This is a genomic window from Diaphorobacter sp. HDW4B (assembly GCF_011305535.1).
Classification (GTDB): domain Bacteria; phylum Pseudomonadota; class Gammaproteobacteria; order Burkholderiales; family Burkholderiaceae_C; genus Diaphorobacter_A.
The window spans coordinates 367,624-393,518 of record NZ_CP049906.1; the positions used below are offsets into that span (position 1 = coordinate 367,624).

25 protein-coding genes and 1 pseudogene are annotated in these 25,895 nt (G+C 59.8%); 19 read left to right on the plus strand and 7 right to left on the minus strand.

Annotated features, from left to right (window positions below; translation table 11 throughout):
• Nucleotides 1-170 precede the first annotated feature (170 nt).
• The 5 genes from G7048_RS26480 to G7048_RS26500 all read left to right on the plus strand — a co-directional run bounded on the left by G7048_RS26480 (nt 171) and on the right by G7048_RS26500 (nt 3,293).
• The gene (locus tag G7048_RS26480; RefSeq protein ID WP_166071471.1) at nt 171-398 is read left to right on the plus strand and encodes a hypothetical protein; all 228 of its coding nucleotides are present in this window, start codon (nt 171-173) and stop codon (nt 396-398) included.
• Nucleotides 399-661: 263 nt separating this feature from the next.
• Nucleotides 662-1,411: an electron transfer flavoprotein subunit beta/FixA family protein gene (locus G7048_RS26485; protein WP_166071473.1), complete on the plus strand. Its 750-nt coding sequence runs from the start codon at nt 662-664 to the stop codon at nt 1,409-1,411.
• A gap of 17 nt (nt 1,412-1,428) precedes the next feature.
• A complete protein-coding gene (locus G7048_RS26490; protein ID WP_166071474.1) occupies nt 1,429-2,364 on the plus strand; it encodes an electron transfer flavoprotein subunit alpha/FixB family protein in 936 nt (311 codons plus the stop codon).
• Between the two features lie 34 nt (nt 2,365-2,398).
• Entirely contained in the window at nt 2,399-2,551 is a 153-nt protein-coding gene (locus G7048_RS26495; protein WP_166071475.1) for a tyrosine-protein phosphatase, read from the plus strand.
• Nucleotides 2,552-2,756: 205 nt separating this feature from the next.
• Nucleotides 2,757-3,293, plus strand: a complete 537-nt coding sequence (locus tag G7048_RS26500; RefSeq protein WP_166071476.1) for a MarR family winged helix-turn-helix transcriptional regulator — start codon at nt 2,757-2,759, stop codon at nt 3,291-3,293.
• A 66-nt stretch (nt 3,294-3,359) separates the two neighbouring features.
• Here G7048_RS26500 and G7048_RS26505 read toward each other — a convergent pair whose 3' ends face one another.
• A complete protein-coding gene (locus tag G7048_RS26505) occupies nt 3,360-4,337 on the minus strand; it encodes an Lrp/AsnC family transcriptional regulator (RefSeq protein ID WP_240933422.1) in 978 nt (325 codons plus the stop codon).
• A gap of 120 nt (nt 4,338-4,457) precedes the next feature.
• On the opposite strand from G7048_RS26505, the gene G7048_RS26510 reads away from it, so the two are divergent.
• From G7048_RS26510 to G7048_RS26545, 7 genes are all read left to right on the plus strand, one after another.
• Complete coding sequence (locus G7048_RS26510) at nt 4,458-5,738, plus strand: MFS transporter (RefSeq protein WP_240933423.1); 1,281 nt, start codon at nt 4,458-4,460, stop codon at nt 5,736-5,738.
• Between the two features lie 68 nt (nt 5,739-5,806).
• Entirely contained in the window at nt 5,807-7,255 is a 1,449-nt protein-coding gene (locus G7048_RS26515; protein ID WP_166071480.1) for an amidase, read from the plus strand.
• A 409-nt stretch (nt 7,256-7,664) separates the two neighbouring features.
• Nucleotides 7,665-8,552 (plus strand): LysR family transcriptional regulator, encoded by an 888-nt coding sequence (locus tag G7048_RS26520; protein ID WP_166071481.1) that lies wholly within the window; start codon nt 7,665-7,667, stop codon nt 8,550-8,552.
• Nucleotides 8,553-8,631: 79 nt separating this feature from the next.
• The gene (locus G7048_RS26525; RefSeq protein WP_166071482.1) at nt 8,632-10,614 is read left to right on the plus strand and encodes an aconitase family protein; all 1,983 of its coding nucleotides are present in this window, start codon (nt 8,632-8,634) and stop codon (nt 10,612-10,614) included.
• Between the two features lie 19 nt (nt 10,615-10,633).
• The gene (locus tag G7048_RS26530; protein WP_166071483.1) at nt 10,634-11,617 is read left to right on the plus strand and encodes a tripartite tricarboxylate transporter substrate binding protein; all 984 of its coding nucleotides are present in this window, start codon (nt 10,634-10,636) and stop codon (nt 11,615-11,617) included.
• A 6-nt stretch (nt 11,618-11,623) separates the two neighbouring features.
• The gene (gene rraA, locus G7048_RS26535) at nt 11,624-12,133 is read left to right on the plus strand and encodes a ribonuclease E activity regulator RraA (protein WP_166071484.1); all 510 of its coding nucleotides are present in this window, start codon (nt 11,624-11,626) and stop codon (nt 12,131-12,133) included.
• Between the two features lie 644 nt (nt 12,134-12,777).
• A complete protein-coding gene (locus tag G7048_RS26545) occupies nt 12,778-13,239 on the plus strand; it encodes a hypothetical protein (RefSeq protein ID WP_166071175.1) in 462 nt (153 codons plus the stop codon).
• A gap of 980 nt (nt 13,240-14,219) precedes the next feature.
• Here the strand turns inward: G7048_RS26545 and G7048_RS26555 are convergent.
• A complete protein-coding gene (locus G7048_RS26555) occupies nt 14,220-15,122 on the minus strand; it encodes a LysR substrate-binding domain-containing protein (protein WP_166071485.1) in 903 nt (300 codons plus the stop codon).
• Nucleotides 15,123-15,261: 139 nt separating this feature from the next.
• Here G7048_RS26555 and G7048_RS26560 point away from each other — a divergent pair, with 139 nt between their 5' ends.
• From G7048_RS26560 to G7048_RS26570, 3 genes are all read left to right on the plus strand, one after another.
• Nucleotides 15,262-15,933, plus strand: coding sequence for an RraA family protein (locus G7048_RS26560; protein WP_166071486.1), 672 nt, complete (start codon nt 15,262-15,264; stop codon nt 15,931-15,933).
• 50 nt (nt 15,934-15,983) lie between these two features.
• Nucleotides 15,984-16,664, plus strand: a complete 681-nt coding sequence (locus G7048_RS26565; protein ID WP_166071487.1) for an RraA family protein — start codon at nt 15,984-15,986, stop codon at nt 16,662-16,664.
• A 208-nt stretch (nt 16,665-16,872) separates the two neighbouring features.
• Nucleotides 16,873-17,319, plus strand: coding sequence for a DNA-binding transcriptional regulator (locus G7048_RS26570; protein ID WP_166071488.1), 447 nt, complete (start codon nt 16,873-16,875; stop codon nt 17,317-17,319).
• A 63-nt stretch (nt 17,320-17,382) separates the two neighbouring features.
• Here the strand turns inward: G7048_RS26570 and G7048_RS26575 are convergent, their stop codons facing one another.
• From G7048_RS26575 to G7048_RS26595, 5 genes are all read right to left on the minus strand, one after another.
• Nucleotides 17,383-17,691 carry a YqjD family protein gene (locus G7048_RS26575; protein ID WP_166071489.1) on the minus strand — a complete coding sequence of 103 codons (309 nt, stop codon included), beginning with the start codon at nt 17,689-17,691 and terminating at the stop codon, nt 17,383-17,385.
• Between the two features lie 92 nt (nt 17,692-17,783).
• On the minus strand, nt 17,784-18,434 hold the full coding sequence (locus G7048_RS26580) for a GntR family transcriptional regulator (protein WP_166071838.1): 651 nt from the start codon (nt 18,432-18,434) through the stop codon (nt 17,784-17,786).
• Between the two features lie 143 nt (nt 18,435-18,577).
• Nucleotides 18,578-19,324, minus strand: coding sequence for an aspartate/glutamate racemase family protein (locus G7048_RS26585; RefSeq protein ID WP_166071490.1), 747 nt, complete (start codon nt 19,322-19,324; stop codon nt 18,578-18,580).
• 20 nt (nt 19,325-19,344) lie between these two features.
• Nucleotides 19,345-20,778 (minus strand): dihydropyrimidinase, encoded by a 1,434-nt coding sequence (gene hydA / locus G7048_RS26590; protein ID WP_166071491.1) that lies wholly within the window; start codon nt 20,776-20,778, stop codon nt 19,345-19,347.
• Nucleotides 20,779-20,942: 164 nt separating this feature from the next.
• On the minus strand, nt 20,943-22,247 hold the full coding sequence (locus tag G7048_RS26595; RefSeq protein WP_166071492.1) for an MFS transporter: 1,305 nt from the start codon (nt 22,245-22,247) through the stop codon (nt 20,943-20,945).
• A gap of 279 nt (nt 22,248-22,526) precedes the next feature.
• On the opposite strand from G7048_RS26595, the gene G7048_RS26600 reads away from it, so the two are divergent.
• From G7048_RS26600 to G7048_RS26615, 4 genes and pseudogenes are all read left to right on the plus strand, one after another.
• Nucleotides 22,527-23,258 carry an aspartate/glutamate racemase family protein gene (locus G7048_RS26600; protein ID WP_166071493.1) on the plus strand — a complete coding sequence of 244 codons (732 nt, stop codon included), beginning with the start codon at nt 22,527-22,529 and terminating at the stop codon, nt 23,256-23,258.
• Between the two features lie 49 nt (nt 23,259-23,307).
• Nucleotides 23,308-24,165 (plus strand): annotated as a pseudogene (locus G7048_RS26605) (fumarylacetoacetate hydrolase family protein).
• Between the two features lie 126 nt (nt 24,166-24,291).
• Nucleotides 24,292-25,290 (plus strand): hypothetical protein, encoded by a 999-nt coding sequence (locus tag G7048_RS26610; RefSeq protein ID WP_166071494.1) that lies wholly within the window; start codon nt 24,292-24,294, stop codon nt 25,288-25,290.
• Nucleotides 25,291-25,336: 46 nt separating this feature from the next.
• On the plus strand, nt 25,337-25,666 hold the full coding sequence (locus tag G7048_RS26615) for a hypothetical protein (protein WP_166071495.1): 330 nt from the start codon (nt 25,337-25,339) through the stop codon (nt 25,664-25,666).
• Nucleotides 25,667-25,895 lie beyond the last annotated feature (229 nt).

A 25,895-nucleotide genomic window follows, 5' to 3' on the forward strand; every position in this document is an offset into this window, starting at 1 on the left:
ACGGTTTCATGAGCGTCTGCTCCACATCCTGATGGCATAAGCAGCTTAAATTGATACGCGAAGTTGCTCATGTCTCAGTGAAAACACTGATGGATATCTTGAGTTGATTCGATAAATTATCAATGCATACTAAATTTGATGCGCAAGAACGCATTGAACTGGAGACATACATGACCAGCCTTCGCAAAATCTCGTTTGCATGTGTTGCCGGACTGGGTCTGGCCGCTCTGTCATCAAGCGATCTGCTCGATTGGAGTGCGGTTCAGTCCGTACGTGAAGAAGTCGGAGTACGCATTCATTCGACCGAGTGGTATCAGGCAGCTGCGTCGCAGATTCCTGGGCTGGCTCCATCGGGCGCGCAGTCCATGGGAGCGGTATTCATGTACGCAGGCAGGTAGCCTGGCCATTGTTGCCTTCGGGGCATTTGTTGTTTTGTCCGTTCGATGCCGCTGCGCAGCAGCTGCGGGGGCGGCTCTTGAGTGATTCAGTCATTTCAGCGATGCACTGATCAGTCCGCTCGACTCCGGTGCGTCATCCAGTCTCGCTAGATGGGCGGCGGGCTTTTCGTTTTCAACATCATCAACCTCATTTCTGTGCTGCGGCGGTCTGTATGGCCGCTGCTTTTTGTTCCATTGAATCTAGGGAAGTCTGGGTAGTTGTCATGAAGGTATTGGTACCCGTGAAACGCGTGGTGGACTACAACGTCAAAGTCCGAGTGAAGTCGGATGGAACGGGTGTGGACATCGCGAACGTGAAGATGTCGATGAACCCGTTTGACGAGATCGCCGTCGAAGAAGCAGTACGTCTGAAGGAAAAGGGCGTGGTCACGGAAGTGATCGCGGTTTCCTGCGGCGTGACGCAGTGCCAGGAAACCCTGCGCACCGCGATGGCCATTGGCGCAGACCGTGGCATCCTGGTGGAAACGACGGAAGAGCTCCAACCTCTGGCCGTCGCCAAGCTGCTGAACGCACTGGTCGCCAAGGAGCAGCCGGGCCTGATCATCCTGGGCAAGCAAGCCATCGATGACGACTCCAACCAGACCGGCCAGATGCTGGCTGAGCTGGCCGATCTGCCGCAAGCGACCTACGCCTCGAAGGTAGAGGTCGCTGGCGACAAGGTCACCGTGGCACGTGAAGTGGACGGTGGCATGGAAACGCTGAGCCTCTCGACTCCAGCCGTCATCACGACCGACCTGCGTCTGAACGAGCCACGTTATGTGACTCTACCGAACATCATGAAGGCCAAGAAGAAGCAGCTCGACGTCGTCAAGCCTGAAGACTTGGGCGTTGATGTGACTCCACGTCTCAAGACCCTGAAGGTGGTCGAGCCCGCCAAGCGCGGTGCTGGCGTGAAGGTGCCGGATGTCGCCGCACTGGTCGACAAGCTGAAGAACGAAGCCAAAGTGATCTAAAGATAAGGAGAACAACAATGACCGCACTCGTTATTGCAGAACACGACAACGCTTCGATCAAGTCCGCCACTTTGAACGCCATCACCGCAGCCAAGGCTACCGATGGCGATGTGCACGTTCTGGTCGCCGGAGAAAACGCTGGCGCCGCCGCTGCTGCTGCCGCCCAGATCGCTGGTGTCTCCAAAGTCATCCACGCCGACGGCGCAAGCCTGAAGGATGGCTTGGCAGAAAACGTCGCCGCTCAAGTTCTGGCCATCGCCAGCAACTACAGCCACATCCTGTTCCCCGCAACAGCATCGGGCAAGAACGTGGCCCCCCGCGTTGCTGCCAAGCTGGACGTGGCACAGATCAGCGACATCACCAAGGTGGTCTCGGCTGACACGTTCGAGCGCCCGATCTACGCAGGCAATGCCATCGCCACCGTGCAATCGACCGATGGCATCAAGGTCATCACCGTGCGTGGCACCGGCTTTGACGCCGCTGCCGCAACGGGTGGCTCCGCTGCTGTCGAAACAGTCGCTGCCGTCGCCGATTCCGGCAAGAGCGCCTTCGTTGGCCGCGAAGTCACGAAGAACGACCGCCCCGAACTGACCGCAGCCAAGATCATCGTCTCCGGTGGTCGCGCACTGGGTTCGGCAGAAAAGTTCACCGAAGTGATGACGCCCCTGGCCGACAAGCTCGGTGCTGCCATCGGCGCAAGCCGCGCGGCTGTGGATGCAGGCTACGCACCGAACGACCTGCAAGTCGGCCAGACCGGCAAGATCGTCGCGCCTCAGCTGTACATCGCCGCAGGCATCTCCGGCGCGATCCAGCACTTGGCCGGCATGAAGGACTCCAAGGTGATCGTTGCGATCAACAAGGACGAAGAAGCTCCGATCTTCTCGGTGGCTGATTACGGCCTCGTGGCTGATCTGTTCGTGGCTGTGCCTGAACTTCATCAGGCGTTGGCATGAGCGCTACGGCTACAGGACTTCCGGTGAAGCCGGCATGGCGGCACTTCTGCAGACTATTGCCGGGATGAACATGGCGGCAATCGAGCAGGCCGTGAGCGTGTTTGGTTCGATGGATGCCTGCATCTCCAACGCCTTGGGCGTGGACGACAGGGCGCGGGAGCTGCTGCGGCAGAAATTGCTGGCGTGAGCCTTGACCTGGCCTTCGAGGGCCGATGAAGGAGGGTGGTTGCGTTGATCGTCTGAGACCCAAGCCTTATGCAGTCAGTTTTTATGATTGCATAAAGTTTGCTGCTAAAGTTGATACGCCAGTATCATTATGGCTGAATGTCACGAGCACGACGCCAGAGTTGTGCCTGTGCAGGCATGACGACAGAACAGGAGGACACAGATCAATGGCAACCGCAACCAAAGAAAAAGCAAAGACTGGAGTCGCTGAAAAGAGAGCAGCAGCCGCCAAGAAGACCACTCCCGGCCCAGGCGTGACGCCTTCGGGAGACAACTGGGATCAGCGCCTTGGCTTTCTGATGCATGACGTTTCCCGCTTGCGTCGAACGGTCTTCGACGAGTACATGAAGCCGATGAACATCACGCGTTCGCAGTGGTGGGTGCTGGCCTACCTCGCGCGGCACGACGGCATGATCCAGAGCGATCTGGCAAACGTGCTCGAACTTGGCAAGGCAGCCCTTGGCAGCCTGCTGGATCGTCTGGAAGAGTCAGGCCTCGTGCGCCGTGGCGCAGACGCCGTGGACCGCCGCGCCAAGCGCGTCTACCTGTCACCGGCAGGTGCCACGCTCATCAAGGAAATGCAAGTCCACAGCTACGAGATGAGCGAACGAATCCTCGAAGGACTCAGCGTGGACGAACGCAACCATCTGGTCGATCTGCTGCGCCGGGTGAAGAGCAATCTGGTGGGCTTGTCCAAGCACTGAGCGATTGAGATGGTGGAGACCGCTTGTAGCGGTCCGCTTTCAAAAGCCCTGTTGGAGCCGAGCAAATCAACCCACCATCAGCCCATGCCGCAAGCGACCCGCGCGCTTGTAGGCTTTGACAACGGTGCTGACGTCGCAGGACAGCACACCTTCGAGCGCTCCAATGCGTTCCGTCGACACCGTCCACAAGTCATGGATGTCGCGGCATAGCACGTGCCAGAACAGCTGGGTCTTGCCGCTGGTGCCAAACAGGCATCGTGTGTGCTTGTCCCGCGCGAGTTCCTTGGCGATGGGCTCGGCTAGGCCCGGGCGGGTCTGTATCGACAGAATGGCTTCGACGCCATAGCCAACCAGTGAGGGTTCCAGTTCGACGCGAAAGTTCAGCACATTGCGCTCGACCAGGCCGCTGATCATTCTCTGCACCTTGGGCTCGCTCACACCACAAGCTTCGGCCAATGCGCTCAGGCTGGCGCGACCGTCCGGCGTCAATGCTTCCAGCAGCCTGGACTCGTCGGCATTGAGTGCGCCGCGAGCGCTGCTGGGCAGGACGGGCTCTGGCGGAACAGAGCCATCGATGCGCCAACTGCTTGCGCGTCGGAAAGAGCGCATCACGACATGGGACTCCATTTGCCGCAGTCCCTGCACTTGGGGCAGCCGCCGAACGACCAGGTCCGACAGTTGTTCCTGAGTCTGCATGTTGAACTCGGCGAACAGATCGGCTGCTCCTGTCGTCGCCAATACCACCTGTGTTTGCGGGAGCCCTGCCAACTGCTCGGCAACTTGCTGGTTGCGGCCGTTCTCCACCTGTAGCCAGGCGTGCAGCACGGGGCCGTTGCCCTCGGACACGGGGTCCAGCTCGCCGATGACCTTGACGTATCCGCCTTCCATGAGTCGCTGCAGGCGGCGCGACAAGGTGCGCTCCGGCACATCGCATGCCGCGCTGAGATCACGCCATGTCCCGCGTGGATTGACCTGCAGAGCGGTCAGGCAGGCCAGATCGGTTGGATCCAGTTCTGGATGTCCAATTTCGACGGTATCACTCACATCAATGTCCATATATAATGTAAACTAAGTATTGAATGTCCAATTTCAACATTTTCGAGCACTAAGAATGCAAAATTCAACAACCAATCAGAGACAAGGGCGCATCCGATGAGTCAGGCTATGTCCAAGCAGCCTTCAAAGCACGCCGAGCCATCCAATGCCCGCAAGATCGCAGCTGGCAGCATCGGCAATGCGGTGGAATGGTTCGACTGGACCATTTACGCATCGTTCGCGGTGTTCTTTTCCGGGCAGTTCTTTCCCAAGACGGATGAGACAGCATCTCTGCTGGCAACGTTCGCCATTTTCGCAGTCGGTTTCTTCATGCGTCCCGTCGGGGGCTGGGCCTTGGGTATTTTTTCCGATCGAATGGGCCGCAAGGCGGCGCTGTCCGCTTCCATTCTGTTGATGGCAGGGGGATCGCTGATCATTGGCCTCACGCCCACCTACGAAAGCATTGGCCTGGCTGCGCCGATTCTGTTGGTGATTGCGCGGTTGCTTCAAGGCTTGTCGCTGGGTGGTGAGTACGCTTCCGCATCGACGTTTCTGGCCGAGATGGCGCCCAACCATCGTCGGGGCTTCTTCTCCAGTTTTGCGTTCTTCAGCTCGGCGGGCGGCATTCTGATTGCTTCGGCGATCGGCTGGGTGCTGACCACCCACCTGACGCCTGAGCAGATGCGGGAATTCGGCTGGCGCATTCCTTTCCTGTTGGGTGCGCTGGGTGGCATTGCGGGGATGTGGCTGCGCACGTCCATTCCCGAGACGGAAGCGTCTGCCAAGCAGCTCAAGGAGCAGCCCGTCAAGCAGCCACTGCGCACCTTGCTGCGTGAGTATCCGCGCGAGACTCTGCGCATCATCGGCTTCTCGGTTCTCACGACGTTTGCGTTCTACCTTTTTGTGGCCTATGTACCCACGTACGCGATTCGTGCGCTGCATGCCGATTCCAAGGTTGCTTTCGGCGCCAACACCATTGCGATGATCGTGTTCATGCTGGTGCATCCGTTCTTCGGCATGCTGTCCGACCGATTTGGCCGCAAGCCGCAGTTGATCGTGTTCGCAGTAGGTTACCTGCTGTTCTTCTATCCCGCCATCACCAGCATGCAGCCGACGTTCGCGTCCATTCTGGCGGTGGAGCTGTTCGGTCTGGTGCTGTATGCGCTGTACACGTCGATCGCACCAGCCATCATGTCCGAGCAGTTTCCAACCCGCGTGCGCGCGGTCGGCATTGGCGCTCCGTACAACCTGATGGTGGCGCTGCTCGGCGGAACGACTCCCTACCTGCTGACCTGGCTGCAAAGCATTGGTCAGGAGCGTTGGTTCTTCTACTACGTTCTGGTCGGTGCGGTCATCACGCTGATCACGTTCATCCGCATGCCTGAGACCAATGGCAAGCCACTGAACTGAGCTCACTCGACTTTGATTCGCCCGCGCTTTTTTGGAAGCCGCGGGCTCACTTTTTTTCAGCGATACCCATGCGAGAAACACCCACGCCCCTCCATTTTCAGAATGCCCTGCAGATCGCCCATCTGATCGCCAGCGGAGAAACCAGCTCTCGCAAGGTCACCGAGCACTTTCTGGAGCGCATCGCACGTGCTCCCGAACTCAATGTCTTCACGCAAGTGTTTGCCGAGCAAGCCTTGGCCCAAGCCGATGCTGCCGATGCGGCGTTGCTTGCAGGGGGGGGCGGTCCGGCCAGCGCGCTGCATGGCGTTCCGGTGGCGATCAAGGACAGCATTGAAGTGGCGGGCAGCATCGCGTCCGCTGGTTCGCTCAGCCGTCTCGCAAGCATGAGCACTGCTACATCGGCCGCTGTGCAACGCATGTGCGATGCGGGGATGGTCGTTCTCGGCAAGACGCACATGACCGAGTTCGCGTTCGGCCTGGCTGGGCAAAATCCCACGCGCGGCACGCCATGGAATCCGTGGGATGCCGACACCCATCGCGCTCCGGGGGGCTCTTCTTCGGGTTGTGGCATCGCCGTTTCCGCAGGGCTGGCGCCCATCGCGTTGGGTGGTGACACGGGAGGCTCCGTGCGCGCACCAGCAACACTCAATCATCTGGTGGGCTTCAAGCCCTCCAGCGGAATCATCAGCGGCGCGGGCGTCGTGCCACTGGCTCCGACATTGGACGTGCTCGGCCCCATCGCGCGCAGCGTTGCCGATGCACATGCACTGGTCGCCATTTTGACGGGGCCTGACAGCGCCGATCCACTGACCCAAAAAATCCCGCCCGACATCAGCGAAGGCCTGCGCCAAGCGCTGCCAACCATCACTGGCGGTACGTTGCCCGTATTGCACGTGCTGGACCCGCAAAGCTTTCCCTGCATGCTGTCGGATGGCGCACAACGTGTCTGGGATGAAGCTCTTGAGCGACTCACGAAGGCAGGGTGGACGTTGAAGTTCTGGATGCCTTCGGAACAGCTGAATATCGGCGAGCTGTCCGAAGAGAATTCACTCATCCTGGGCTACGAGGGTTTTCAGCTCTACGGCGATTGGGCCCGCGATGCCACCCAGCCCATCTGGGAGGTGGTGCGCCAGCGCATCCTGGCTGGCGGCAACACCACGCGTGCCCGATATGAACAGGCGATGGCGCGCCGCAAGCCAGCCATCGAGCGTTTTGCGGAAGTCATTGGCGACGGCGGTGTCCTGCTGATGCCTGCCACCGGTCATGGCGCTCTGCCACTGGATTCCGAAGATCGCGCCCATGCCAGCATTGGCCACTTTTGCCGTGCCGGTAATTTTTTGGGAGCGCCCGCCATTGCCTTGCCCGCAGAGTTCGATGACAACGGCATGCCGGTTGGAGTGCAACTGATGGCCTCGCCATTGGCGGATCGACAGTTGCTGACCGTTGCTGCAGCGTTGGCACCGACACTGCGCGCCTCTGGAAAAGAGACGCCAGATCTTCAGCGGTGGAAGCTGTAATTCTTTGGGCGAGAAATGGCATCTCAATGCGGGCGGAGGGCTGAACGTCTCGTCGGCACACAGTCGTTCAAAGCCGCCTGCACAACTCAATGAGATGCTGCCGAAACCAGCTCACCCAGGCGTCATCGCAAGGGTAGACCGGAAACGTGGGTACGCGCAGCGCGAATGGTGTAACGCAGGTCGTTGAGTCGTCATTTGGACGGATGCGCCCCATTACTGCATTCGCCGCAAGCAGGGATTTGGGCAAATTTTCTTGCAAAGCAGCTAGGATGCTCATCATGAGCACGATGAAAATTTCTTTGTCCGAGACACTCAAGTCCTCTGTCCAAGAGGACGTCGATTTGTTGGCATGATCTGCATTGCACAGATGCTTTCGCATCTCGCCTGAGTTGTTCAACGGAGTGCCGCTTTGACCAGACGTCTTGATACCTACAGCCTTCGTCTCTTTGTCGCGGTGGCTCGGACGGGGTCGATTGCTCGCGCTGCGGAGCAGGAGCATATTGCTTCGTCGGCTCTAAGCCGCCGGTTGGCGGATCTGGAGCATGCGTTCGATACGGCGCTTTTGGTGCGCTCTCCGCGCGGTGTGACGTTGACAGATGCTGGGCAAATCGTTTTCGAGCGGGGTGTTCAGCTCGATGATGAGGTGCAGGGGCTGATTCGTGACGTGCAATTGCACAGCGAAGAAGTGCGTGGCACCGTGCGTCTGTATGCCAACATGTCTGCGGTGGTGGGCTTTCTGCCGGAGCGGCTCAAGGCATTCAAGGCCCAGTATCCGGGGGTGAATATTTCGCTGCATGAAGCGGATACGCGCGATGTGATTCGTGCCTGCCTGGATGATCGCGCGGATATCGGGATTGGCGTGTTGGGGGATGTTCCATCGGGCCTGGATTCTTGGCATTTCGCGGACGATCCGCTGCAAGTGATCGTGCCCGAAGGGCATGAGTTGAGCCAGTTGAAGGCCGTGGATTTTGCAAAGGTGCTGGAGTTTCCGGTCATCGGCATCCATCAGGGCGGAGCGCTGGATCAGACCTTGCATGAGCGCGCGGCGGCCTTGCAAATCGCCTTTGCGCCGGAAGTTTCGGTCAGCTGTTTCGATGCGGTATGCAGAATGATCGAGGCGGGGATGGGCATTGCGGTGATTCCTCAAAGTGCTGCTTCGGCGTACGCTGGCAATTCGAGGTTTGTTCGTCGTCCATTGGCTGACCTCTGGGCGGAGCGCCAGCTGCAGCTCTATGCGTTGCGTCGGACGCCGCAACTGCGTTCTGTTCAGGCGCTCATAGATGCCCTGCGCGGGTAACTACGGATATCGATTTAGGCGCTATCCCCCGTGCCGTCTTGGCGCTACCCAAAGAAAGTTGGCAGATGGATGATGGGGCATGCCCATCCAGTCCGCTCCTGCACTCCAGTTCTCTTCGCGAATTCTCTATCTGAGCCAATCACCCGACGTGGTGAAAAAGTGCTTGGCCGGGGAACGCGTGACGTTGGCCGATGCGCTGCCGCTGCGGGACGATGTCTCGACGGACGAGATAACGCCGATCGCGATCCTCACGCACTTCGATGAAAAGCTGGGACGCTACCCGTACTCCGGTTTCAAGGCAGGTGCCGAGACACCTGTGCCCGTTGATGCGGTGCGGCTCAGTGGCATGCAAGTGGTGGTGGCCGGCAAGCGATACGGCAAGGGCTCGTCCAGAGAGCACAGTCCGGCGGCGGAAAAGCTTGCGGGCATTCGTTTGGTGATTGCCGAAAGTTTCGAGCGGATTTACCGGCAGAACGCGGACAACATCGGGCTCATCACTTCGACGGATATGAGCCTGATCCCCCGGATCGAGGCGGGCGAGGCGATTCCTTGGGATGAGTTGCTGGCTGGACGAGAGCAGTTGGCTGCAGCGGTTCTGCGTGGTGGCGGTCTGCTGAGATTCGGTCAGGCACATCTGGGAGAGACTGCGCGGGCGCAGCAGCATGTCAGTTCAGGCGGCAAGACGCTCTTCGAAAAAATCGTGGCGCGCCATGCGCTGGACACGAGCGTCACTCCCCGCCATCCGGGTCGAGGCGATGGAGTGTTCGTGCGTGCGGACTGGCGATTCATTCACGAGTACTACACCGGCATGGCGGCCCACATGCTTCACTCGACCTTTGGCTCGCCGCTCAGCCTCAAGGACAAGGACTCGATTCTTGTTTTCGAGGACCATACATCCTATGTGGACGAGAGTCCGTCGCACGTTCGCGGCGGACTGGTGCCGAACGTACAGCGCATGGTCGAGGCACAGCGCGAGTTCGTGGCGCTGTACCAGCTTCGACAGCATCGCACACTCACCGAGTTGGAAGCCAAGCAGGACGATGGAAGCAATGTCGCGGGGATTTCGCATGCCATGGTGACCGAGCACTACGCGTTGCCGGGTCAACTGGTCGTCGGCACGGATTCGCACACGCCGCACAGCGGTGCTTTGGGCTGTGTTGCGTTCGGGGTCGGTACCACGGACATGGCGAATGCCTTCGTCACCGGGGCTGTGCGGATGAGCATTCCCGAGACCTTGCAGATCCGTTTGGACGGCGAGTTGCTTGCGGGCATCACGGCGAAGGATGTGGTGCTGCATCTTTTGGCCCAGCCCTTCATCCGCGCTGGCGAAGGCGTGGGCAAGGTATTTGAATTCACGGGCCCGGCCATTGCGAAGATGGGCACTGACGAGCGCGCGACGCTCACCAACATGACGGCTGAACTTGGCGGATTCACGGGCATCGTTGCGCCTGATGAAGAGACCGTGCGTTTTCTTCGCGAACGTCGGGGCATCGATTTTGTGATCGAGGACTGGATGTGCAGCGATGCGGATGCCGTCTATGCGAAGACCATTCACATCGATTGCGCGAAAGTGCCTGCGATGGTGGCATCTCCCGGCGACCCGGGCAATGGTTTGCCGCTCAATGAGGTCGGGCAAAAGATTCGCGTCGACATTGCTTATGGCGGATCGTGCACCGCCGGCAAGCGTGAGGATTTCGACCGCTACCACGAAGTGCTGCGCTGGGCTGCGGATCGGGGTCTGCGTGTCCCCGACGGCGTGGAGTTGTTCCTTCAGTTCGGCACGACGGCGGTGCGCGACCATTGCATTGAAGCCGGGTACCTCGACGCGTTTGAACGTGTGGGCGCTCGCATGCTTCAGCCTTCATGTGGCGCTTGCGGCAATTGCGGACCGGGCGGCTCCAGCAGGCCCGAACAAATCACGGTGAGTGCCATCAACCGCAATTTCCCCGGACGAGGCGGCCCCGGCAGCGTCTGGCTGGCCAGCCCACCGACGGTGGCCGCCAGTGCGATCGCGGGAGAGCTGCTGTCGTTTGACGAGCTCAAGCAGAGATTCCCCACCTAGAAAACACAGGAGACAGACAATGAACACTTCACGATGCAAACGCCGAAGCATGGCAGGCCTGGGCATGGCGCTGTTGGCCGCTCCACTCCTCGCCTTTGCGCAGCCAGCGATGTCGGACAAACCCATCCGCATGGTCGTTCCGCTCGCTGCAGGCGCCACTGTGGATGCCGTGGCCAGAGCGCTGGCGCCCAGTTTCGGGCGGAACACGGGACATCCTGTGGTGGTCGAGAACGTGGTGGGTGCTGGCGGCATCCCCGGCACCTCGCAGATCGTGAAGGCACCCAAGGACGGTCTCACGCTCGGGATGATCTCGTCGAATCACGTCATCAACCCCGGCATCTACAAATCGATTCCTTACGACACACTCAAGGACATCACGCCGATTGCGGTGTTGGCGACGGTGCCGTTGGTGCTGACGGTCAATGCGAAGCTCCCCGTCAAGTCCGTTCAGGAACTGGTCGCATACGCCAAATCGCATCCCGGCGCATTGAATTTCGGCTCTGCAGGCAATGGCAGTACCTTGCACCTGGCGGGTGAGTTGATGATTTCCGAAACTGGCATCGACATGAAGCATGTGCCGTATCGAGGCACTGGTCCTCTGATCACGGACCTCATTGGCGGTCAAGTGCAATTGGGATTCGTGTCGGTGTCGCAGGTGGCTCCGCAGATCAAGGCGGGCACCTTGCGCGCGCTCGCTGTCTCGACGTCCACCCGGTCGTCGGCACTTCCAGACGTCCCCACGATGGCCGAGGCTGGCGTGCCCAAGTACAGCTTCGATGCCTGGATCGCCTTGGTGGCCCCCGCCGGTTTGAGCAAGACCAGCGTGGACAACTATGCGGCTGCCATCAAATCGTCGATGGCATCCCCGGAAGCGCAGACGGCGATCACGGGGCAAGGCCTCATGGTGATGGACAAGGGACCCGGCGAAGCGCCTGCATTCTTCCAGTCGGAATTGGCGAAGCACCAGAAGCTCGTCAAGCAATCCGGCGCTACGCTCGACTGAGTCACCATGATGGCAACGACAGCGGATCTCTGCGATCGCTTCGCAGAAGCAGCACAGGCCTGCGTCGCCAACTGGCGCAGCTACGGTGGCCGAACGGCGCTCTGCGGCACAGTGCAGACGCTTCGGACCTTCGAAGATGCCGCGCTGATTCGGGAGACGCTGGGCACCGACGGTGCTGGCCGAGTACTGGTGATCGACGCAGGTGGATCACGCAAAGCGGCGGTTCTTGGCGACAACATGGCGCGCTTGGGCATCAAGAATGGATGGCAAGGCGTACTCATTTACGGCGTCGTCCGCGACGTGGAGATTCTTCGGGAGCTTGACTTTGGCGTCCATGCGCTCGGGGCAGTCCCTGTGCGGGGTGGCAAGTCGGGCGTCGGAGAGGTCGGAGCGGAGATCCTCATCGGAGGAGTCGCCATCCAGCCCGGAGACTTCATCGCCATGGATGGAGATGGTGTGGTCATCATTGCTGCACACCATGCCTCAGAATTTGCGGCAACGCTTTCATTGGCCTGATCGACCATTTCAGAGCCTGCACGGAAGCCTTCAACGGCTCCATGTGCATGGCCCACCCACGTTGACGCACTTGCACCACCCATTCGCGCCGCGACATACACGCTCTGCGCCTGATAGTGCGAGGCGTCGGAAGCCTCACCCCAGCACGTATGCAGCGCGATGTAGGCGGCGGCTACTTCATGGAATGTCGATTTCGGCGCAGAACCAAAGCTCCCCATCCCGCAAGTGATGTGCCCAGGAGAATCAGCAACCAATTGTCGGTGCTGGGAACCTGTTCTATGCCCGTTCCGGGGCCGACGCAGATGGAGCTGGCAGCAGAGCAATCTGGCCCAGCAGGTCCCATGGGCCCCATTGCTCCTGCTGACCCAGTCTGTCCATCCGGTCCTGCAGGGCCTTGTGGGCCCACCGGTCCCGCAGGACCAGGCTGAAGCAGCGGATTGTTGTAGGGCGTGCTGCAGGAGAGGGACTGAAAAACAGGCGCTCCGGGCGTACTGGGATCAGGGTTGGGAACTGTGCCAGCTAGATTGATCCGGATTGGCACCGTGCTATCCGCGCCGCACAGTACGGCACTGCTTTGTGGCCAGACGATGGGCAATGTGACAGTGCAAGTCTCGTTGATGGTGTTCAGCGAGCCAGAAGAGTCCATGCTTGCTGCATCAAAGCCCGTTATCGCAAACAAGTTGCCGCAGCTCGATTCTTTGGTGGCGCCCGGTCCCCATTTCAGCGGCAGCGGAAGCTTGACACCCCATGAAAATGGATCAGGGGCGGTGCCATTGTTGGTCTGCGTCACCGTCAGTGTGAGTGTTGCCGTTCCGCCCGGTTGCACATCTGACGGCGAGACGCTGGAGGTAAACGCATATGTCTTCGGTGTATTGCTTTGGGCCAATGCAGGGAAGACTGTCGTCAGCAGGCCAAGCAGCATCATCGCCTTCGCAACGGAAGGGGAGGCGCGGAAACCGCGATGCATCATCATTTGGGACATGTCTCTATCCAATCGCTTCGTGCTCTTGTGGCCGGGTCAATTGGAAAGATTCAGCTTGCTTTTGGTACAGCAATTGCTTGAACCCGCAGGCCCCATCGGACCTGGCGCACCTGCAGGTCCTTGAGCGCCATCTTTGCCCGCTGGGCCTTGTGGTCCCTGAGGCCCGGGTGGGCCGGGAATGGGGGCAGGCGGAGGCGCAGCGGTGCATGAAAACGGAATGGAAGAGACGGCACCGCTGCCTACGATGGTGACATCCGAGCCGGCCCCGCAAAGTGCGGCAGCATATTTGGGCCACACAAAGGTCACCTCTGCAGTGCAACTGCCATTGGCCACCAAAGGATCAAAGTCAACGCCAAACGAGTCTGTGTTGGGCACTGCGGTTGAGGACGCATTCGGGCATGTAGAGGACGCGCCCGGCGTCGTCGACAACAAAAGTGGCGCGGGAAGCGTCAAGCCTGTTCCCACTCGGCCCGTCCCCGGCGCATTGCCTGACGTCTCCTGCACTGTGATCGTGGCTCGGACCGGATCGGTCGCATTGGCCGAGGCATTGTCAAGGGTCAGGGTGTAGGAGTAACTCTGAGAGGGAGGTGGCGGTGGGGCGGACTGTGCCTGCGCAGTCTGCGTAAGCAAGAGGGCGGAGCTGCCCAATGCGGCCACTTGTGCAACCAAGCGCGCCAATGATTGAGTGCGGGATGACATAGTCACGTTCTTTGGGTTTTCAGCGCTTTTGGCACCGAGTTTGTCGCTCCTGCTGCGATTGATCGAGGCAGTTCACATTGCGAATCCATGAAGTGAATCACCTGATTTCACTAGAAGCATGAGTAAATGTATGAAATTGATAAATATACATTTGCCATAGCAAAATAAGATGAAAATTCTCGGGACATTGCAAAAGATGTTAAAGCGTTCAACTTGGTGTTCTATGGCGCACACCGATAGAACACATCTGAGCGACGTGGCAAGAATGTTCCCCTCGCGGAATTGGTGATGCCTACGCTGGATTTTCATCCAGCAATGCGCCTTGCCATGCAGATCGATCAAATCGCCATCGCCGTTCTCGGAGCGTTGCGCAGGCCGCGCATCAAACACTGAGGAATGGTTGGGTCAGCGCTTTTGCGAGCGCAGCCACTCCACAGCATGCTCGACCATCGGATGGTGCCTGTTGGTGCTCCATGCAGCAGCTGCGGTCACCACCATGATTTTTTCATGGAGTGGGCGCAGCACGACATTGCCGGGAGTCAGCTTCTTCATGGAGTTGGGAACAAGCGCCACCCCCTGTCCGCAACTCACATAAGCGATCTGCGAAGTGACGGAGCGTACTTCGTGAAGGATGCGCGGTGCCAGGCCATGGGCTCTGCAAACGCTCGTGAGCATGTCGAAGTACATGGGGCTGACCTGTCTGGCAGACATCACCAGTTGCTCGGATGCCAAAGACTTGAGCCTGATCCGGGATAGGGAGGCCAGTGGGTGGCCTGTCGGCAAGGCCACAGCGAGACGGTCTTCCGTGAGTGGCAGCGTTGCGGTGGCATCGCCAGCTTCTGCGTCGAGTCGTGCGAATGCCAGATCCAGCTCTCCTGATTCCAATCCGGAGATCGCGTCCACGCTGTCAATTTCGCGCACGAAGACCGTCAGTTGCGGATAGGCCTTCTTGAGGTGTTTGAGAAGCGGTGGCACCGTGTCCAGCATGGCCGAGGTGATGGCACCGATGTGCAGCACGCCAGTCTGCCCGGCAGCGATTTCGCGAACCACGCGCTCCAGATGCGCTACCTGGTGCGCGAACTGGCGCACAGCGGGGAGCACTGCCACACCTCCCGGGCTGAGCTTCGTGCCTCGACGGGAGCGCTCAAAGAGCTGGATGCCCAATGAGTGCTCCAGCACCTTGATCTGTTCGGTCAACGGGGGCTGGGACATGGACAGACGCGCAGCGGCGCGGCCAAAGTTCTGCTCCTCGGCCACGGCAAGGAACATCCACAGTTGACGGATCAGTCTGAAGTCGATGGTACTCATTGTGGGTGAACTTTGACAATTTTCGGACAGACGCTTCTATTCTTAAAAACGTATCACTGAGATATTTGATCAGTATTTCACATATCAGTTGGAGCAAGAGAACATCGGGGCTTTCCCAAAGCCAAAGGAGCCCCCATCCATGTCCAATACGGATTCCCTGCTTGAGCGCCTTGGTGCTCTGGATACCAATACCGTGTCCGATGCACTCGATTTTCTGGGCCTCGCTGGCGCAACCTATGGGCTGCGCCCACTCTGGGACTGTCCCAAGATCGTGGGCCGCGCAAGCACCATTCAGCTTGGAAGAAAAGGTGACACCCAACCTGCAGTCCATTTGATTTCTCCAGTCATTGATGCGGTGACCACCAGTGACCGTGTGCTGGTGGTCGCGGGCGGCGTGGACGGAATTTCTTGCTGGGGCGACATCCTGGCCAATGCCGCCGTTTCCAGACAGATTCGCGGCACCGTCATCGACGGCCTGAGCCGCGACATCGAGGGCAGCGAGTCCGTGAACTATCCCGTCTACGGTCGTGGCGTAACGATGATCAGTGCGCGCAACCGCGTGATCCAGATCGACTCTGGCAATCCGGTGCAGATGGCTGGAGTCACGGTGCATGAGGACGACTATGTCATCGCAGACCGCTGTGGCACTGTTTTTGTTCCGTCTGGGCGTATGGAAGAAGTACTGGATCTGGCAGAGCGTATTGCACGACGTCAGGACGGCATGGTGGCGGCGGTCAGGGCAGGGCGCTCGGTTGCCGAAGTCATGCATGACAAGGAATTCGAAGCGATTTCCGTTCAGGCAAAGCCTTGAATAAGGCCACTTTTCTCACCCTCCACAAACCACTCAAGAGACATTCAAAAATGACGGAAGCACGCCAATCCACTACCGAAGACCGGGAACTTGTCGCACTGTTCCAAGGGCTGGACACGCCCGGCGTCTCCGATGCCATGGACAAGCTGGGACTGCACGGCCAAGTCTTGGGCATCAAGCCACTGGCCAACTATTCCAAGGCGATCGTGGGACCTGCATTCACGGTGAAGTATGTTCCCGCAAGCCACCCGCCCGGCACCGTTGGAGACTTCATCGATGACGTGGCGCCCGGCGACATCGTTGTCATCGACAACGATGGCAGGGTCGATTGCACCGTTTGGGGCGACATCATGACGCAGTACGCTGGTTTGCGAGGCATCGCAGGGACGGTGATTGACGGTGTCTGCCGAGATGTGAGCAAGGCACTGGGTGACGAATATCCCATGTTTACAGCGGGCCGATTCATGCGCACGGGCAAGGACCGTGTTCAGGTCGAGTCGGTCAATACCACCGTGGCGATCGGCGCAGTGCGTGTGGCATCGCGGGACATCGTGGTGGCGGATGCCAACGGTGTTGTCGTTGTGCCTCGTGCTCGCGCCAAGGAAGTGGCGGAGACTGCGCATCGGATCGAAGAGGCTGAACGCCGTATTCGCGAACAGATCGCGCAGGGCAAGACGTTGGGAGAAGCGCGCGCTGCACTGGGTTATCACAAGCTGCAGACCAGAGAGTGATTTCGCTGCGAACTGCGTCTATTGGTTTTTGCAAGGTTTCTCAGGCCCCGGTTGTCCTGTTATCCGCGCATCTAAAGGTGCTTGAATTGAAGCTCAGGCCGTGCCTGGAGGCGATCCTTATCACCTGATCGACCAGAGATCTCACATTTCGCAATTCCCATGATGCGACAAATCCAGCAGAATGTGAGACCTCCAACACATTGCAACTATGGCAAATCTTGCAGTCACACTCAAATCCGAAATCTCCCGTGTAGCCCGTAAGGAAGTGCGGGCGGAAACGGATGACCTACGCAAGCTGGTCTCTGCACAGCGCTCTGCCATCGCCGCGCTCAAGCGCGAATTGGCCGAGTTGCGCAAGGAGATCAAACAAAGCCACTCTCCCAAGAAGCAGCCAGCAGTGAATTTTGAGGCCGCACCCCATCAGGACGTGCAGCGTCGATTCAGCGCTACCCGACTTGCTGCACATCGCAAGAAAACGGGGTTGTCAGCGGCCGACTATGGCGCATTGGCTGGCATTTCAGACCAGAGCATCTATCACTATGAACAGGGCAAGGCACGTCCCCACGCGGATGTGGTGCGCAGACTGTCCATGCTCAAGGAGCTGTCTCAGAAACAGCTGATCGCTCTTTCCAACGAGCAAAAAGCGGCCAAGTAGTTTTTCTTCAGCCGCGCAAGTTGAAACGCCCTCCGAAGAGGGCGCGATATCTGGCTGGCTTGCTCAGCGACGGCCGAGCAGGAATCCCAGAACAACGCCCGCAGCCAAGGCACCGCCGACGATCTGCCAAGGCTCGTCGTGGACGTACTCGTTGGTGGCACGCGCGGCGTGACGCGCATGGCGCTTGGCCTCGTGGACCACGTCAATGGCGGAGTCCTGAACTTCGCTGAGACCCTCGTCCAGCCGTTTGCGAAGCTGGAGCACTTCAGGAATATTGTCCAAATCCGCGTTGGCCAAGAGTTCGCGCAGACGGCTCACGGACTGCTCAAGCTCATCTTGTGCATTGACGACTTTGCGTCGACCGAATCCCATACTTTTTCCTTTCGAGAAAAACAGAAAACGGATCAAGCATAGTCGATTGGCGAGGGGGTAGCGCCGTCTTCCTTCGTGTCAACCGATCAAGGTTACAGCAGGTCACCCAGAATCTGCTCCAGATCGGCTTCGTCCGAGTCGGCTTCCAGGCGCAGACTGCCCTGAATGTGGTTGAGGTGATTGAGCATGATTTGCTCGGCTTCTTCGCTTTTGCCTGCGGCAATGGCGGTGACCACGGCCTCGTGTTCGTCCACCAGGCAGCAGGTGTTGACGGCCGATTCGTAGAGCGAGATCGTCAGGCAGGTGAGGGTGGAGAGTTCGCGCATGCTGCGCAGCAGCGCCGAGTTGCCCGCCAGTTCGGCCAGCAGAACGTGGAATTCACCCGACAGGCGCACGGTGGCGCGTTTGTCGCCGCTCTCGCGTGCCTCGCGTTCGAGCTTGATGTGGGCCTGCAGTCGGCGCATCTTGGCGTTGTCCATGCAGCGCACCAGACGTTGCACAACGCCGGGCTCGATCAGGCGGCGGGCCTCGAAGACGTCCAGTGCCTGTTCAATGCTGGGTTTGGCGACGAAGGCACCACGTTGAGGGAACAGCTCCACCATCTGGTCGCGGGCCATGCGGGCCAGAACTTCGCGCACGCGGGCGCGGCTGGTGTTGAAGATGCTGGCCAGCCGGTCCTCTCCCAGCTTGGTGCCGGGCAGCAGGCGGTGTTCGTGGATGGCGGTGGCGATGCGGGCCGCCATTTCATCCACGGTGATTTCGGATCGGGAGGAACTGCTTTTGTTGTTCACTTTTGCGGCGGTTTTTGTCGACATGCTGATGGATTCTAGTGTCGTGCTGCATGCTGACAAGCCAATGTGGGGCATGAGGCTTTCCCGTAGTCCGCTCAACGCAGATTCTCGAACAGCCGTGTGAGTCCCGGTGGCAGGTTCTTGAAGTCCTTGCGTGGAGGCTTGGCGAAGCTGCCTGCGCGGGCCGGGGTGGGAGCGAGCGACACCAGGCTTTGCGCGTGGTTGACGGCGCTGGAGACGCCATCGACCGCCGGAACAGGCAACTGGTGCTTGATGGAGCGCGCCAGGCCTGCCAACGGTGCGCCGGCGATGATCAGCACATCCGCGCCATCGTCGCTGACGGCGGCCTCGCACAGTGCCTGCAGGCGCGCGGCATGGTCATCCTGCACGCTGCCGATGTCGCGCAAAGGCTCGTCAAGGCAACGGATGCTGGCGAGCCGATCGATCAGACCATTGCGCTCGACCATGTCGCGGTACCAGGCCGTGATGCGACGCGAGATCGCGATGATCGAAAAGCGCTTGCCCAGCATGCAGGCACTCATGAGCGCGGATTCGGTCATGCCCAGAACAGGGATGTCGAGCGCTTCACGCAGTCCTTCGAGACCCGGATCGCCAAATGCCGCCAGGATCACGGCGTCGTGCTTGTGCGCATGTTCTGCGGCGAGCTCGGCCACGGCGTAGGCTGCGATCAGGGCTTCGAAGCGGGTCTCGATGTAGGCCACGCCCATGGGTGCGGTCAGCATGGTGATTTCCGTGCCGGGCGCGGCTGCCAGTCTGGCCTCTTTCTCGATGAGGGCGGTGACGCTCTCGGAGATGTTGGGGTTGATGATGAGCAGTTTCATGGTGTGGCTGTGCTGGGGTTTCAGAACCGGGACTGGTGGCGCTTGGGCAGCAGCGTGGGGGCGCTGCGTCGCAGAAAGCGGCCGCCGCCTGCCCGGGCGTGAAACAGCTCTCCGTCCCAGACCACCTGTCCGCCGGACAAGGTCAGGCAGGGCCACGCCTTGAGCTGTTGGCCTTCATACGGTGTGTAGTCCACATTGTGGTGCAGATCACGATTGCTGATGGCGCGCTCGCCTTCCTGCCAGACCACAAGATCGGCGTCCGAGCCGATGGCGATACTGCCCTTGCGCGGGTGCAGGCCGTAGACCTTGGCGGGGTTGGTGGAGGTCAGCTCGACAAAACGGTTGATCGTCATGCGGCCCGCGAGCACGCCGTGGGTGTAGAGCAGGGAAAGGCGGGTCTCGATGCCGGGAATGCCGTTGGGGATATGGCCAAAGGAGACTTCCTCGCCATTGGGCTTCTTGCCCTCGGGCGAGTCGTAGTTGAACGGCGCGTGGTCGGACGAGAACACGGTGAACAGTCCGTCGTTCAGACCGTTCCAGATCACTTCCTGATTGGCCTGATTGTGCGGCGGCGGGCTGCACACGCACTTGGCACCGTGGTAGCTGTCGTCGATGCCCAGGTCTTCGGCGGTGAGGAACAGGTACTGCGGGCAGGTCTCGGCCATGATGTTCATGCCGTGGGCGCGCGCCCAGCGGATCTGCTCGACGGCCTCGCGGCCCGAGACATGGACGATGAGGATGGGCACGTCGGCCAGCTCGGACAGGGCGATGGCGCGGTGCGTGGCTTCGCGCTCCACCAGCATGGGGCGAGAGACGGCGTGGTAGCGCGGTGCCGTGCGGCCGCTGGCTTCGAGGCGCTTGGTCAGCCACTGAATGCAGTCGGCGTTCTCCGCATGGATCATGGCGGTGGCATCGTGTTTGCGGGCGACATCCAGCACGTCCAGAATCTGACCATCGTTGAGCTTCAGATCGTCATAGGTCATGTAGATCTTGAAGGAGGTGTAGCCCTCGCGGATCAACTGAGGCAGCTCGTTTTCGAGCACCTCGGGCGTGGGGTCGCTCACGATCATGTGAAAGCCGTAGTCCACATGGGCCTTGCCTTCGGCGCGGTGGTGATAGTCCGCCACGGCCGCGCGCAGCGACTGCCCCTTGGCCTGCGCCGCAAACGGAATCACGGTCGTGGTGCCGCCACAGGCCGCCGCGCGGGTGCCGCTGTCGAAGTCGTCCGCCATGCGCACGGGCGGCTCCATGGGCTGGTCCAGATGGCAATGGGCATCGATGCCGCCGGGCGTCACCACACGGCCTTGCGCGTCGTATTCGCGCTCGCCTGCTGGCAGATGCGTGCCCAGTTGAACGATCTTGCCGTCGCGGATGCCGATGTCGGATTCGAATACATCGCTGGCGGTGGCAACGCGCGCGTTGCGGATGACGAGATCAAAGTCGCTGGATTTCATGTTGGGTTTTGGAGTTTGGAGAAGTCAGCCACTGCTTTGCCTGAATCCGGGGTTCCGGAACATGTTGTCAGGGCCAGGCCAAGGGCCGTGATGCAGGCGAAAGCAAGTGCTGGAAGAAAAGGGGCCTGCATGTCGTGCTCTTGGCGCAGCTCTTGAAATCGATCTCAGACAGGAATCTTCTTGCTGTAGTCGATCAGCAGCGACGAGCAGATGAAGAGGCCTGCGCCTGCTGCTGCGAAGAGCATCATGGCCATGTCGTAGGAGCCAGTGGCCTGCACGATGATGCCCACCAGAATGGGTACGCCGATGCCGGCGCAGTTGCCGCCGAGGTTCATCACGCCACCCAGAAAGCCCACACGGTTGCGGGTGCCCAGAATCGATGGAACGCACCAGAACAGACCGCACCAGCGTAGGAAGAACAGCGTCACCGACAGCAGGATCACGATGGTCACGGGGTCCTTGAAGCGGGCCACGTTGTAGATCGCGACGGTGGCGATCACCGAGGCGATGCCGAACAGGGTGCGCAGCACCTTGGCTTGCGATGCACCGGCGGCCTTCCACTTGTCAGCGATCCAGCCGCCGACCATTTCACCGACGAAGCCGGAGAAGAACATGATGAACACGGCACCGCCCATCTGCTTGATGTCCATGCCGTGCACCTTGGACAAGTACGAAGGCATCCAGGTCAGCAGACCGTAGAACAGGGCGTTGAAGCACATCCAGCCAAAGAACATGCCCCAGACCGAGCGGTACTTGAAGAAGTCCATCACCTTGCCGCTGGCATGGGTCGGCTCGGCTGCCAGGTCGGCTGCGTGGGATTGCTCGATGAAAGCGGCTTCGGCTTCGTTGACGCCAGGATGTTGGCGCGGATGGTTGCGGATGTACCACCATGCGAAGAAGCCCGCGATCATGGTTCCCACGCCTGCCACGACGAAGGAGATGCGCCAGGAGTCGAAGTGCGTCAGCAGTCCGGCAATGATGAGCGCGCCGAGTGCTGCACCCAGTGGTGCGCCGCCGTCCAGCAAGGTGGCACCGCGACCGCGTTCGTTCTGGGTCATCCAGATGCCGTTGAGCTTGCCGCCTGCGGGATAGATGGGGGCTTCGGCCGCGCCCAGACCCAGACGGGTGATCAACAGCGACACCCAGCCAGTGGCGACCGCAGCGATGGCCTGGAAGAAGCCCCAGCCCAAGGTGGACCAGACGATGACGACACGCGGACCAAAGCGGTCGGCCAGCATGCCGCCGGGAATCTGCATGAAGGCATAGGTCCAGAAGAAGGAGCTCATCAGCAGGCCCTGAGTGGCGGGGCTGAGATCGAACTCCTTGGCAATCATCGGCATGGCCACGGAGAGTGATGCGCGATCGATGTAGTTGATCGCGATCAGGAACAACATCATCAGGAAGATTTTCCAGCGCACCTTGGTGGGTGCTTCCGCATGGGCGGTGGGAATGGTGGTTGAGGCTTGCATCTCGTGTCTCGCTCCATCGGTTGGTTGTTTGTTGATGCGAGATTGGAATTTATATGTCAACAACAATGTCAACAATATAGTAAACACCTAGATGGCTTCATGCGCGATGAGATCGCTCTGTAGGACGCCTGTAGGACACCCCGTGAAAGTCATTTCTGTAGGGATTCAATTGCGTGTTATCGAATTTATTGTCAACACTATTGTTGACGTAATGTTCGATGGGGTGAACAATGCCGGGCAAACAGTCGGCCGATGGGCCATTCAACGGAGACCAACACGATGCCTGCCACCACCACCTGCCTTGGCGTGCTCACGCCTTCTTCCAACACGGCGCTGGAGCCATTGACCAGCGCACTGGCGCAAAGCGCGGGCCACTGTTCGGCCCACTTTTCCCGTTTCAAGGTCACCGAGATCTCGCTGGCCGAGGGTGCCTTGAACCAGTTCGACGACAGCAAGATTCTTGCGGCGGCCGAACTGCTGGCGGATGCCAAGGTGGACGTCATCGGCTGGAGTGGAACGGCCGCCGGTTGGCGTGGCTTCGACACCGACCTGAAACTGTGCGAGCGCATTCAGGAGCGCACGGGCATCAAGGCCACGACGGCCATCCTGGCGCTCAACGAGCTGATGCAGAAGCTCGCCGTGAAAAAGCTGGCCATCGTCAGCCCGTACACGGCCGATGTGCAGCAATGCATCATGAACAACTACCGGGCCGCCGGTGTCGACACCACAGCGGAGCGGCATCTGGACATCTCGGTCAACCACAGCTTCGCGCTGGTGCGGCCCGAGCAACTGCTGGACCTCATCGGCGAGGTGATCGAAGAGGGCAAGCCCGATGCGGTCGTCACCTACTGCACCAATCTGCATGCCGCGCAACTGGCCGTGGAGGTGGAGTCGCGCTGGGGTGTGCCGTTGCTCGACACGGTGAGCACGACGGTCTGGGGCATGTTGCGTGCGGCCGGGCGCGACCCTTCTGCGGTTCAGGGCTGGGGCCGCTTGTTCAATGTGGCTTGATGCGCGGCGCTGACGTCTGAACCAAGCAATCCCTGAAGAAAGAACGACCGTGAAACTGGTGAGATTTGGAAGCCCGGGAGCTGAGCGCCCCGGCATATTGAACGCTGACGGCGTGCTGCTCGATGCCGCTGCGCTCGTGCCCGATTGGGGTCCGAGGCAGCTGAGTGCGGATGCGCTGGAGCGATTGCGCCATGCGGACCTGAGCCGTCAGCCCCGGGTGGAAGGAACGCCGCGTCTGGGCTGCCCGGTGGCGCAAGTGGGCAAGCTGGTCTGTGTGGGGCTCAACTACGCAGACCACGCAAAAGAGGCCGGGTTGCCGCCACCGCCTGAGCCGATTCTTTTCATGAAAGCGGTGACCGCGATCTGCGGGCCGGATGACGAGATCCAGATTCCTCCGGGCGCCAGCAAAGTGGACTGGGAAGTGGAAGCGGGCGTCGTGATCGGCGCGCGAACGCAACGTGTGAGCGAAGCGGGTGCAATGGCGTAGGTAGCGGGATATGTGCTGGCCAACGATGTGTCGGAACGTGCCTGGCAGACCGAGCGCGGAGGCACCTGGGACAAAGGCAAGAGCCACGACAGCTTCGCGCCTTTGGGACCATGGCTGGTGACCGCCGATGAGATCGATGACCCGCATCGCATAGCGCTCACGCTGGACGTCAACGGCCAGCGCATGCAGGACAGCAACACGGCGCATTTCATTTTCGGGATACCTCAGCTCATCAGCTACATCAGCCAGTTCATGACGCTGGAGGCTGGCGACGTGATTCTCACGGGAACGCCCGCCGGTGTGGGGATGGGACAAAAGCCTGCGCCTGTCTATCTCCAGCATGGCGATGTGCTGCAACTGTCTGCCCAAGGCCTGGGACAGCAACGCCATGTGTGCGTGCAGGTACGTGCAGGTGCGTGAGACGCAGTGAAATCGCGTCGCATGGCATGGATGCAATTCGGATTACATATGTTGGACAGACCTGTCAGAATACGGACGTCTCCAAGACTTCTGCCCATGCTTGTCGCGCCGTAGGTTCCACCGCTCATGAACGAAATTCCCCATTCCAGCGTGCTTCTCGACCGATGGCTGAACGCGTGCACCGCTGAATCCAGGCGTTCCATCGGCATCGGGGGGGACGAGTCGTACCGGTATTTCTGGAACACCTGGAACAAGTACCTGATGACGGCAGACCTCGGGGGCAATCTCGACGAGCATCCATGGACCCGTGCCACCAGCGCCACGGTGCTCCATTTTCTGAATTCGGGCACCAGCCCGCGCAAGAAAGCGGAAGGCGTCAGCGCGATCACAAGGCGCAGATACTGGCGCTTGTTGGAGCGCATCTACGACTTCGCTTTGTCGAACCAATGGGTTCAATCCAACCCGGCGACGGCACTGCAGGATTGGGAAAAGCCCAAATCGGAAAACCCCAAGGGTGCCATCCTGTCGCCCAAGCAATGGGAGCAGGGCATCAGGCTGCTGATGGACCCGGACGCCAAGCCGCAAGCGGAGGATGACGTCGGCCCGCGCAACAGGGCGATCTTGCTGTGTCTCTACGAGCTGGGAATCACGCCGCTTGAACTGCGTTCACTGACACTGGATTCGCTGGAGCGTGCTCCCAAGGGCAAGGCCTTCACGCACCTGCAAGTGGACGGAAGCGGTGTGAATCAGCGCCGTCGATTCACTCTCTCGCCCGCCTTGTCTGCAGCCTTGTCGCAATGGATGTCCGAGCGCGGCGAAATGACCAAGTCCGACAAGACAGACCATCTGTTCTGCTCCACCCACGGCAAGATGATGGGCCCCGACAACCTGCACCTGCTGGTGCGCGAGCATCTGCTGCAGGCCGCGTCGGCGTCCAAGAGCGACCCTGCCATCCGCCTCGGCCCGCAGGTCATCCGCAACACCTGTCTGGTGCGTTGGGTCAATCAGGGCATGTCGCCCGCACAAGTAGCGGTCTGGGCGGGACTCAAGGACGAGAAGGGGCTGTATCACCTCTCGGATCACTTTGTGCGAGACGACAGGCCTGAGGTGCCGAAGAAGCAGTGACGCAGATGCTGCGTGTTCTGCTCCGCTTGGCTCCACTCATTCATGAATGGAACACGACGCTCTCGTCGAGCGCCACGCGTCCCACGTCGAGCCGATTGACGAGCGCGTGAGGGTCGGCGTATCCAAACGAGATACCGAACAGCATCTTGGAGTCATTGCGACTGTCGAGCGCCTGGTGAATCTTTCTTGGAGCAGGAGCCCAGATGTCGCTTTGTCAGTTCGCATTCCAGACGGTGCCTGCCTTTCGGAAACTGCATATCGTTTTCCGATTTTCTTCTTTGATGCCGCGGCCTTTTGTCCATACGATTCGCTGGTTGAACATGTATTGAATGACTTGCTGGGCAATCAGCGGGCGGCGTGTTCTCACTTGGGCTGAGTGTGTCAACCACTCGTTGCCAGCCGACTGTGTATCGGCGGCAGTCCGAATCTTTCAGCGAGAAGCCCTGGATTGAAGCTCCGCCAACCTGAATTGGTGTCCTGTCGGGATTGGCGTTGTCATCTCTTCCGGATGAGGCATCCCATGGGCTCTCGTCTTACCTATTGTGTTTTCTATGTATTGCCTATATTGTTGGAACAAAATTTTAATTGTCCGGTTAATTAAATTG